This is a genomic window from Methanosaeta sp. UBA458 (assembly GCF_002496085.1).
In the GTDB taxonomy this organism is placed as follows: domain Archaea; phylum Halobacteriota; class Methanosarcinia; order Methanotrichales; family Methanotrichaceae; genus Methanothrix; species Methanothrix soehngenii.
In genome coordinates this window covers 758-10916 of sequence record NZ_DAIK01000021.1, presented here as the reverse complement: position 1 = coordinate 10916, position 10159 = coordinate 758, and the positions used below count along the sequence as shown (strand labels likewise).

Here is a 10159-nt window from a genome sequence, read left to right as displayed (position 1 = left end):
TATTCCGTAACCACCAGGGTTAATTATCCGCTACCCACTCGATACAGCGAAGAGCCATTTTATTTCACAGCTAATTATTTCACCACAAAGAACACAAAGCGCACAAAGGTCTCAGAAAGGAAAAGACGGCACTCCTTCGAAAGCTCATCCCCCCTCAGGCACGTGCCAGCTCCAGCATTCCCTCCAGCCGCTCCAGCCTCTCCCCTGGATCCCGGTTCTGCTCTCGTACCCAATGGAGCAGCTTCTTTACCGCCAGTCCGCTGTCGATGATATCTCCCGCCTTCTCCACTCCCTCTAGCAGGTCTTCTGAGCGGCCGGTGATGCAGAGCAATGGCGCAGCATTCAGGCATACAATATCCCTTCTATCCCCCCGGTCAAAACCCGACAGAACTCGAAGGAGCCTTACTGCCTCCTCTTCGATATTCCCACGGTTGAGAAGAGCAGACTCATCCCCCTTCTCCAGGCCCAGGTCGCAGGCATTTAGGGCATATTCCCTGATCCTGCCATCCTCATCCAGCTCTGCTACATCCGTCCTTCCAAGAGTCGAGAGTTCATCCATCCCCCGCAGATCGTCCCCGCTCCGGCCGTGGATAACAAAGGCCCTCTTGTAGCCGATCTCCTTCATAGCCCTGGCTATTGGCAGAACCATCTCTCGGCTGTAGACCCCGCGAACACCGTAAGCGGGCAGAGCGGGATTGGCCAGAGAGCCAGCGATGTTCAGAACGGTGCCGAACCTGATCTGAGAGAGGATCCTGGAGAGGGCAGAGGGATGGACCTTGCCGCTCATGCCGTTGAATATGCCGATCCCTGCCACTTCGATGCTCCTTTTCACCAGGTCCACATCGCAGTCAACGTCTATCCCGAGCTGCTCGAGCATATCCACTGTGCCGCAGCTGGAGGTTATGGCCCGAGAACCGTGCTTGGCCATGTTGATCTTGTCCGCCGCCGCCACAATCGAGGCCGCGGTGCTGATGTTGAAGGTCTTGATCGAGTCCATGCCCGTCCCGCAGTTATCAGCCAGCGGCCCCTGGACGCATGGGCGGACCTTCAATGTGTCCACCTCATATATCGCCTCCCAGATGCCGGCGATCTCCTCAGCTGTCGCCCCCTTGGCGGTGATGGCAGCCAGGAACGCCCCCTGCTGCAGATCCGGCTGCTCGTCATTCAGGATCTGACGGAATAGATCTGAGGCTTCGCCTCGGGTCAGGTTCCGACCTTTGATCAGTTCGTCCACCTTTCCCCCAAAATGCTTCAGGCTCTCTTCCGACACTATTTTCAGCAAATCTTTCGCCATCTTCCCCTCGCTTCGTCCCTTAAAAAACTATAAACTGACTATAATTTCGCAACAAATAGATTCAAGCTGCTATTGCTGTATCTGCTCTAAACCGCACAGACAACAGACTTCAATCCTGCTCGCCTGGAGGAGTGCTCAAATGCATCCGAGATTCGGGCTAGATCGGCTCTTTTGGTGATGATCCAGTTCGCCCTGATCCCGCCTGATTCCAGGAGGCTGGCAGCCATTCTGTTCTGCCGGCTGCTGCAGCCATATGCTCCTGTTATGGTCTGCTCGAGGTAATGCATCGATCGCAGGTCGATCATCCCCTCATAATCGCCCGGCTGGGGCCCAGAGAATATGCATATCCTCCCACCAGGGGCAAGCAGCCTCATCTGCCTTTGGTCGATCTTCACCTCAGGGGTGGCAGTGAGGATAACGTCAACTCCCCTGCCATCGGTCTCGCTCAAGATTGTCCTTTCCGCTTCCTCGAACGGGTCCTGCCCCTCCTCCCGGTTGCCGCTAAACCAGCCGATCACCCGGGCAGAGGTATGCCTCTTGATCTCCCTGATCCGTCCGGGCAGCCTCTCTGCCAGCAGGATCTCTCCTGCCCCCCGCATCTCCGCCAGAAGGGCATGAAGAGCGCCAATCGGTCCTCCGCCCCAGATCAGGACGCTGTCACCCTCTCCGACCCTGGCCTGCTCCTGGCCGTTAATGCAGCAGGCCAGAGGCTCGGCCAGGGTGAAGAGGGCCGGGTCCACTTCCTCGGGCAAGCGATTTAGAGCGGTGCTGATGCCAAAATGCTCAGAAAAGCTCTGAGCTGGCAGGGGCAGGGCCAGGTACTCGGCAAACCCCCCGTCAATGTTGAAGCCGATTATCTTCATGTCCCGACAGCGGTTGTCTGCACCCCGAAAGCAGGCATGACAGTGTCCACAGGCGATGCCCGGCCAGACCTGGACCAGCTCGCCTGCCCTTAATTGACGGCCATCAGCCTGCACTTTGCGGTCTATCTCTTCTATCCGGCCCACAACCTCATGCCCCAGGATGCGCGGATAGCAGAGGTCCCTGTGCCCCTGATCGAGCATCTTTATGTCCGTGCCGCAGACAGCGCAAGCCTCGACCCTGATCAGCGCCCCTCCTGGAGGGCACCGAGGCCTTGGCAAATCCATCAGCGCCAGATTCTTTGGCCTCTTCAGCACAGCCGCCTTCATAGTTCGATCCTGGATCCTACTTCTTGGGAAGCTCGACTGTCATCAGTACCCGGTCGGTCTCACTGACCAGCTGCTGCTGAGAGAATCCATAAAGCCCGGCCAGAAGGCTGGCTCCGCCCATGCCCACCCCCTCTTTGACATAACCCTGGGCATAGACCTGCAGCCCGGGAATCTTTGAGCTCTCCAGCCCCGGATCGGCATAGAAGTATGGCCTGCCCGTAGCCTCCACTATTTGCCGGAAGTTGGCGGTCGTGTCCTCCATGATGTACTTCGTGGTGGCAATGGAGATGTCGCCTTTCAGGTCCAGGGCTTTCGCCAATGCCAGCACCGTAGCCATCTGCGTTCCCCCTGCCAGCACCACTCTGCTCCCGGATAAGCCGCTGATCAATCCCAGGGCGCAGGGCATCATGGGGTCGCCCAATTCCCGTATCGCCTCCATTGGGTCACCCTTCAGGCTGCCCGGAGCCACTCCTGCCCTGGCCATTGCCTCTGCTGCCACCTGCTCCTTGAGCCCTGTTGGATTGGAGACGAAGCTGCTGCTGACCTTTTCTCTGTAGCCGAGAGCCCTGAGAACGGCAAGAGCTGTGGTTGTGCCGCCTGCTATTGACTCCCCAATGAATATGCAATCTGAGAGCCCGGCAAGCTTGCTTCCCAGCCGCCTGGCCCTCTCAAATGTCCCCTGGGGATCTATGACAGCGCTCTTTTTTCGGATGTCGCCTCCCGGCTGGCCTCCCAGCTCGACATAAGGGACGGCCGGCTTCTTTCGCAGGCCCGAGGCTACGAAGAGAGAATTGATGCCCGTCAGGTTCAGGGCCGCTTTGGTGACCACCGCCGGGGTGGGCGAGCCTCCGGGAGCCTCAGGCAGCTCGGGCATGGTGATAATTCTGTTAGTCTCCACCAGCTCGGCGTCTGCGCCTGGGGTGTAATCTGTCAGCTCGGGTGAGGTTCCTGCCGCCGAGAGGCCAGGTATCTTTCCGGTGTCCGTATTGGATATGATGCAGAGGAATAGTGGCCGCTTAGGGCGCGGCCCGAAATCGGGGTAGATCCATTCTGGCATGAGATATAATCCAGCGATCCGGTATATTAAATCAACGCTACATTATTTAATTCAAGTTTATTTGAATGGCGCTAAACTAATTTTGAACTCTCGCGCAGATGCAACCAATCGCTATTGAAGAGACTCTCATCTTCTTTTTTCTCTATTCCAATCGATATTGAAAAACCCCCTGGGGTCGTCGTCCTCTGTGCGCTCTGTGACTCTGTGGTTTTATTCCCGTATACCAGATCCTTTTTCTTCTCACCTCTGGCGATATCAGCCCTGTTCAGCCTGCCCCCTGAGGTCTTTCGCCGGGCATTGCTCGACAAAGGCTTATAAAGGAGAAGATGAGACTGGGGTTTGTTGTAGGCAAATGACGAAAAGTCTATCGCCGAATAGTGGGATACTGGAGGTTTATAATTGAGCTTAAGATACATGATTATTCCCCTGTTGCTTGCATTACTCACCACAGGCCTGTCCCTGGGGCAGACCACCGATAACGCAAGCATTGTGGATGACAATTCCAGCATAGAGGCAGCTTTGGATCTGAACGCCACCCTGCCCGCAAACGAGAGCGCTTCCATGAATGAGACAGAGAATGCGACCGCTGTCGCAGTCAATCTGACGCCAGCGATCTCGGGCCCGAATCTGAACTACATCTGGCAGTTCTCTGGCATTGAGACCAGCCCCATAACCATGGTCCTGGAGCAGAATGGCAACGATCTCTTGGGACGGGCAAAGTATGAGCCAGAGGGCGGAAAAGCCTGGAATGCAGATGTAATAGGCTCAGTGGTAGGAGAAAAAGTTGACCTGACCATGAGCGCCCTGAAGGATAATGTGCTGATCATTACCAGGTTTTCAGGCATTTTGGCCAATGAGGACATCAGCGGCAACTTCACTCAGGCGAGCGAGGGCAAGGTTATCAACAACGGCACCTTCAATGCCATGTGGATCAATCCGGACACCTCCAGCTACACTCCTGCCACGGTTGAGGCACCAGCGGTGGCAACTCCTGCTCCCGCAGAGGTCACCAGTGCCGCACAGCCCGCCGCTGCTGCTGTGAATACCACTGCTGTTAATAAGACAGAGAAGAGATTCGTCGACGTTCATGAGTACAAAGATAAGATCGGTCCGGGCGGTGACCTCAGCGGCATCCCACCAGGCATGGGCTGAACTGGACTTCAGATTGAGGAATGATGCGCCAGAAAGCTGGCGCAGCAAATCTTTTTGCAGATAAGGTAGAATGTGGTGGTTCTAAATGAAAGTCAATTGCTTGATGAGGGGATGGCATATCCTTCCTCTGATGATCTTTCTCATCTGTGCTGCCGGTCCTTCGCTCGCCCAGGAGTCGGACAGCTCAGATGCAGAGACGGTAGCGCTCGATCAGACAGCATTGATCCCGGAGAATTCATCCATCATGGACAATGAATCTTCCAACGTTAGCCAATCCGTTCCGATTTCCAGTCAGTCTATTCTGGACCTGAGCTATATCTGGTCGGTTTCAGGTATCGAGATCGATAACGTGATAATGGCTCTCAATCAGGAGAATGAGATCCTCTACGGCCAGGCAAAATACGAGCAGGACGGCCAGGAGGCCTGGAATGCAGTGGTCATTGGATCAGTAAAAGAGGACAATGTAGACCTGGTCATGACCTACCTTGATGATGGCTCAGAGACCTCCACCCGCCTGAACGGGACATATGACCCCTCGAACCAGTCGATAAGAGGCGATCTCTTGAAGGTGAAAGATGGCGAGATCTCCGAGCGGGGCACCTTCGAGACCATATGGATCAATCCCGATACCGCCAGCTATACCCCTGCGGTCATGCCCCAAAAGGCTGAGCCCTCAATCGTCCAGAGCGAACCAAGCAGCTCAGTGGCCGCCATGAATGAGACGGTTGCAGTAAAATCGGGCACCCGCTCAGAAGATTACTACCACGATGTCCGGCAGGATGCTGTGAGTATCCTGACAGGCGTTGGAGATCTCAGCCAGATACCCATTGGAATGGGAGGAAGCGGTCTGTCTTAAGACCCATTTGCTCCCTTTTCGTTTTTATCTCCCTTTTCGTCCTTTTCATGGGACTCGATGATCTCAGAGAGTGCATTCAAGACCACCTCCAACTCCGGACGGCCCAAGCCATATGTGCTCAGCTTGAACTGGCGGGTGAGGCCAGGCTTGATGCCGCACACTCCTCTATCCTTCATCTCCCGGTAGAGGAAGTAGCGACCTCCTTTTGCAGTCTGAGATATATCATAGAGCCTCTCGGTCAAAAAGAACATCAGATCGTGGTTATGCGGCCGATCCCCCACCTGGACCAGATCCATCTTCTCCATCTCGCTGGAAAACCAGCGGGCATTCTCCAGCTCCTCGGGCCAGCGACCCACCCTTTCTACCACTATTGGGAATGAGGCCATTAGGGTTATGAGGGGCGCTCCCCGCACCGTGCAGCCTAATAGCTCCACCTCCTTATTCTTCTTGGTAGCGGAGGGCCTGAATATGATCCGGGCATACTCCTCCGAGGCTCCCAGGACGCCCACCGGCCCGCAGGCGGCCATGGACTTGTGGCCACTGCCTACGATTATGTCTGCCCCCAACTCCCGAGCCTTCACCGGCATCCTGCCAACGGAGTAGGCGCCATTGAGAAGGAGCGGCACACCGTAATCGTGGCAGACATCAGCTATCGCTCGCGCATCAGCCAGATTACCGTAGTTGCCATCGGGATAGGTCAGGAGGGCCAGGGTTACGTTTCCCTTCTTCTCATAGGCTCTCTCTATAGCCAGAGCATATCCTTCAGAGCTTATGGCATAATCCGGCTCCTTGCTGGGGGGCACATACTCCACATTCAGTCCCGCTCGCTCCGCTGCCAGAACCGAGGTGTAATGGGCGTTGCCATCCATCACCACGAAATCCCCCTTCTGGCACAGGCAATGCATGGCAGCGAACTTCCCCTCCCGCGCGCCATGGGTGACTCTAACCTCATCTATGTCCAGGAACTCCGGGAGGATGCTGTGCACAAACTCCTCCACCGGAGGATTCTTTATGTGATCCAGCATCCCGGCGCAAAAATCGCAGATGGAGTAGCCATCGCCCCACTCCACCAGAGCGGCCCTTGCCTCGGGAGTCAATATTCCACCTCTCTGCAGGGGATCGACATTTATCTGGGCAACATCCCTCTTAAGCCTGGTGAACTTCTCAAGATTTTCAAGCATTTGCATATCGATTGTCCCTCTTGCAGTATAATCCTTTGCCAGAATCAGGCAAAAGGTGATATATTTTCCAGGCGAATTCATTTCAATGGCTCTGGTGATAGGTCACCGCACAGCCCGCGCGCTTGCCGCAGAAAACAGCTTGGAAGGGATAAGAGCCGCGAAGCGCTGCCTTGCGGATTATGTCCATGTGGATGTGAGGCTCTCTAGGGACGGAAAGCTCGTGCTGATGCATGATGATAGCGTGGACAGAACCACAGATGGCAAGGGAATGGTCCAGGATCTCAACTGCATTGAGCTTAAGGCGATCCGTGCCGGAAATGAGCCAGTTCCCACTCTGGCAGAGGCTCTATCCCTGGCAGAAGAGCTGGAGCTGGGGGTGGTGGTGGAGATGAAAGAAGAGGGCCTGGAAGCCCTGGTGGCTGATGTAGTGCCGAAGGAAAAGAGCATCATCACCTCCTCCTATCACGCCAGCCTGCGCGAGATCAAGGAGATCTCCGATCTCAAAACCGGCATTATTATCACCTCACTGCCCATAAAGCCGGTAGAACTGGCCCTTTGGGCTGATGCGGATGCCATATTTCCAGAAAAGGTAAATCCCCGTCTTTTCAAGGAGGCGCATCAGAAGGGCCTTGAAGTCTACCCGGGGGTGGTCAATACGGTAGCTCAGGCGGCTTGGCTTCTCCGGCTGGGGGCGGACGGTCTAGTAACAGACGATCCCTGTCTGATAAGGGAGGCGCTGGACCAGCCGGTCAAGGCCACGGGCCAGTCCAACTGCGAATACTATCCCTGCCACCATTTCGAAGGTCAGGACTGCACCCATTGCTTCTGCCCCCTTTATCCCTGCAGGGATGAAGAGCTGGGCAGGTTCGTGAGAACAAAGAGGGGTAAGAGGTTCTGGAGCTGCATCGACTGCAAGCTCGTTCACCGGCCAATTGTGGCGAAATATCTGGCAGAGCACCCAGAATCGACTACAGAAGAGCTTAAAGCCCTGGCGGACTGATCGACTCTCATCTCACCATAATGCATTCAGGATAACCGATCTTGATCGAGAATATAGTTTTACCGACGGAAAGCTTTATGGATACCTGATGGATAATGCAGGACTCATGAGACACATTATCCTTGTACTGATTGCTCTGATTGCTCTGGTTGGGCTTATGCCAGGCGGCATGAGCAAGGATCCTGCGCCGTTCGATAATGGAGAGATCAATGAAGCGGGGGATGAATCTCTGCTGACTACTCCATCCATTGCTGCTTTCCTGAATGATAGCTGGGCGCCAACCCCATTCGTGGCACCTCTTGCCAGCGCCCCTCTATATGCCAAGAAATCTTTCAACAATAACACCACCAACACCACATATGCCATCTTGGATTTCCTGCAAAACGACACCAACAATGCAACCAATACCAGCCTGGCCACCTACATGGTTGAAGGGGGAAACATCTATCAGTTCCTGAAAGATGACTGGAATCCCTCGACGCCGGTTGAGGTCGTCAAGGGCACCCCCTACACCAAGGGCAAGATGAGCTAGGTTCTCATCCGCTAAACTTTTATCTCTATAGGGGGTGCAGAGGGGCGAAAGACCCCGGTCTTCAGGCCGGGGATGTAGAGCCCCTCGCTGATTACTTTCGCGCCACTTAGATCTGCTATATATTCTTTCATGATCACCTCATATCTAGTTCCCTAGCCAATCTAGGGTACAGATTCACGCCTTCCTCGGAAGGTAGGGCACTCTTGGATCTACCCAAAGGTCAACCAGCCAAACGTATCAGGACACATCTGAACCTCCTAGATACAAGCCACGGACTTTAGGCCGGGGTAGTTGACGCTTTTGCACCAGAGTATCTCTTCAGATTGAGGCTCACCACATCAAAAGGGATGGTGTGTTTATCCTGCTTAAGAAGGATCTGCAGCATCTCGTGTTCTTTGCTATAGGATAGAACAACCTCTTTAGCGTAGCTTATTCCCTCAGCAGTTAGCATATACTCATATCTCTGCAGCCACTGGCCACGGATCTCATAGTGTCTTTGGTCCTGATAGATCATGCCATTGGCAACGAGGATCTGAATATCCTCGAAAAGCCTCTCGCTATAAAGGAATCCGTATTCAGAATGAAAGGAATAATCAAATAGTCCTGAAAGCCCACCAGGGCCCAGGTCCCTGAGCCTGGCCACAGTCCTGTAGAGCCAGGTTATGTTTCTGATCCGGGGAACCAGGATCTTCTCACCGTATCTCTCTGAGAGCATATTATGCAAAGCATAAAAGAGCAGCAATAGTCCATCGATGGGAAGATAGCTCTCGGAGCGAATAAAGGACAGCAGCTTTGCCGCTTGCTCCATAACTTCATCAAGGGAGATCTCCGGTCTATCGTCGGAGAAGAAGGATATGGCGATCTGGCGGGTCAGCGACTTTACCAGGCCCGCGGCCAGGGCGGATTCGTCATAGAGAAAGCTATCCGCCTGGGTTCTCACGGACCTGGGCACTCCGCTGCCCGCGGTGATGCTCACCAGGGCCCCATATTTTTTGCAGAGGGTATCCTCGAAGAGCTTTCTCATCCTCCCATGGCGGGAGATGGTGGACAGAGCCATTCTGATATCCGGCGCGAGGGACCGGTGGTCGAACCTGGCAGCCAGCGGTATCTCCTGGCCGAATTTTATACGCTGCAGTAGATCCCGTGAGACATCATCTCCCGTCTCCCAGATGAACCGCAGAAGGTCCGGATCGGTGTACTCCCGGAAGAATAGTTCTATCCTCCTTTTGGCATCATCCTCATTCATCCTGGACAGAGCGTTCTCCAGCGCCGTGAGAAGCATGGCCCTTATGGATTGGACAGAAGGATGATAGATAAGGGCATTATAATGATGCGCCCGGGCGATGAGCATTGATTCCGCTGCCGTCTGGGACATCTCTGCCCGATAGTCACCCTGGCCGACGAGGACTATCCTGCCCTTGCAGATGGTGAGGGACTGCAGTATCTGGTCTGTATCCACCAGGCCCAGGGATACGCCAGAATGATGGGAGTCTCTGAGCAAAAAGTCCACTCTGTCTGCATCCAGGTCGCCGACTATGATCTGCCCCAGGGGCGGAATCCTTCCCCGGGCTATGTCTGCGACCTCTGCAAAGAGCTTGTCCGCATCGCCGAAATCCCTTTCTGCAATCCTTATGGCCTCTTGGCCGAAAGGATGGCAGGAGATTATATCCTGGGTGAACTCCTCGTGCCCGGAAGCTCTTTTGCCCTTCAACAGGGGCTGAACCTCGGGGTTGCGGCCTAAGACCCCCTCAACAGCATGAGAGAGAGCGGAATGACCCAGGTCGTGGAGCAGCCCGGCTAACCGAACCTTTCTCACCTCCTCAGAGGAGAGACCCAGGTGCTCGGCCATTCGCCCGGCCATATGCATGGTTCCCAGGGAATGCTCGAATCGGGTGTG

General features: G+C 54.9%; 10 protein-coding genes. 4 read left to right on the top strand and 6 right to left on the bottom strand.

All coding sequences use genetic code 11. The annotated features are described in order from the left end of the window. Positions 1 to 154: 154 nt before the first annotated feature. From trpD to BP822_RS01365, 4 genes are all read right to left on the bottom strand, one after another. Positions 155 to 1294 carry an anthranilate phosphoribosyltransferase gene (trpD, locus tag BP822_RS01380; protein WP_013718463.1) on the bottom strand — a complete coding sequence of 380 codons (1140 nt, stop codon included), beginning with the start codon at positions 1292 to 1294 and terminating at the stop codon, positions 155 to 157. Between the two features lie 86 nt (positions 1295 to 1380). Next, positions 1381 to 2484: an alcohol dehydrogenase catalytic domain-containing protein gene (locus BP822_RS01375; protein ID WP_273271705.1), complete on the bottom strand. Its 1104-nt coding sequence runs from the start codon at positions 2482 to 2484 to the stop codon at positions 1381 to 1383. 16 nt (positions 2485 to 2500) lie between these two features. Then, positions 2501 to 3541 carry a nicotinate mononucleotide-dependent phosphoribosyltransferase CobT gene (gene cobT / locus BP822_RS01370; RefSeq protein ID WP_013718465.1) on the bottom strand — a complete coding sequence of 347 codons (1041 nt, stop codon included), beginning with the start codon at positions 3539 to 3541 and terminating at the stop codon, positions 2501 to 2503. A gap of 71 nt (positions 3542 to 3612) precedes the next feature. Continuing rightward, positions 3613 to 3957, bottom strand: coding sequence for a hypothetical protein (locus tag BP822_RS01365; RefSeq protein WP_286877560.1), 345 nt, complete (start codon positions 3955 to 3957; stop codon positions 3613 to 3615). Here BP822_RS01365 and BP822_RS01360 point away from each other — a divergent pair. Both BP822_RS01360 and BP822_RS01355 read left to right on the top strand, forming a co-directional pair. Continuing rightward, complete coding sequence (locus BP822_RS01360; protein WP_286877559.1) at positions 3941 to 4693, top strand: hypothetical protein; 753 nt, start codon at positions 3941 to 3943, stop codon at positions 4691 to 4693. The two genes, BP822_RS01365 and BP822_RS01360, sit on opposite strands and share 17 nt — an antisense overlap. A gap of 85 nt (positions 4694 to 4778) precedes the next feature. Continuing rightward, positions 4779 to 5549 (top strand): hypothetical protein, encoded by a 771-nt coding sequence (locus tag BP822_RS01355; RefSeq protein WP_286877558.1) that lies wholly within the window; start codon positions 4779 to 4781, stop codon positions 5547 to 5549. On the opposite strand, the gene pscS is transcribed toward BP822_RS01355, so the two are convergent. Then, positions 5546 to 6730, bottom strand: a complete 1185-nt coding sequence (gene pscS / locus BP822_RS01350) for an O-phospho-L-seryl-tRNA:Cys-tRNA synthase (protein ID WP_286877557.1) — start codon at positions 6728 to 6730, stop codon at positions 5546 to 5548. The two genes, BP822_RS01355 and pscS, sit on opposite strands and share 4 nt — an antisense overlap. Positions 6731 to 6815: 85 nt before the next feature. On the opposite strand from pscS, the gene BP822_RS01345 reads away from it, so the two are divergent. Both BP822_RS01345 and BP822_RS01340 read left to right on the top strand, forming a co-directional pair. Then, positions 6816 to 7730 (top strand): glycerophosphodiester phosphodiesterase family protein, encoded by a 915-nt coding sequence (locus BP822_RS01345; protein ID WP_273279000.1) that lies wholly within the window; start codon positions 6816 to 6818, stop codon positions 7728 to 7730. A gap of 106 nt (positions 7731 to 7836) precedes the next feature. Next, positions 7837 to 8262 carry a hypothetical protein gene (locus BP822_RS01340; RefSeq protein WP_157863639.1) on the top strand — a complete coding sequence of 142 codons (426 nt, stop codon included), beginning with the start codon at positions 7837 to 7839 and terminating at the stop codon, positions 8260 to 8262. A 277-nt stretch (positions 8263 to 8539) separates the two neighbouring features. On the opposite strand, the gene BP822_RS01335 is transcribed toward BP822_RS01340, so the two are convergent. Beyond that, positions 8540 to 10159, bottom strand: a 1620-nt coding sequence (locus tag BP822_RS01335; RefSeq protein WP_286877555.1) for an HD domain-containing protein, incomplete at its 5' end; no start/stop codon positions are given.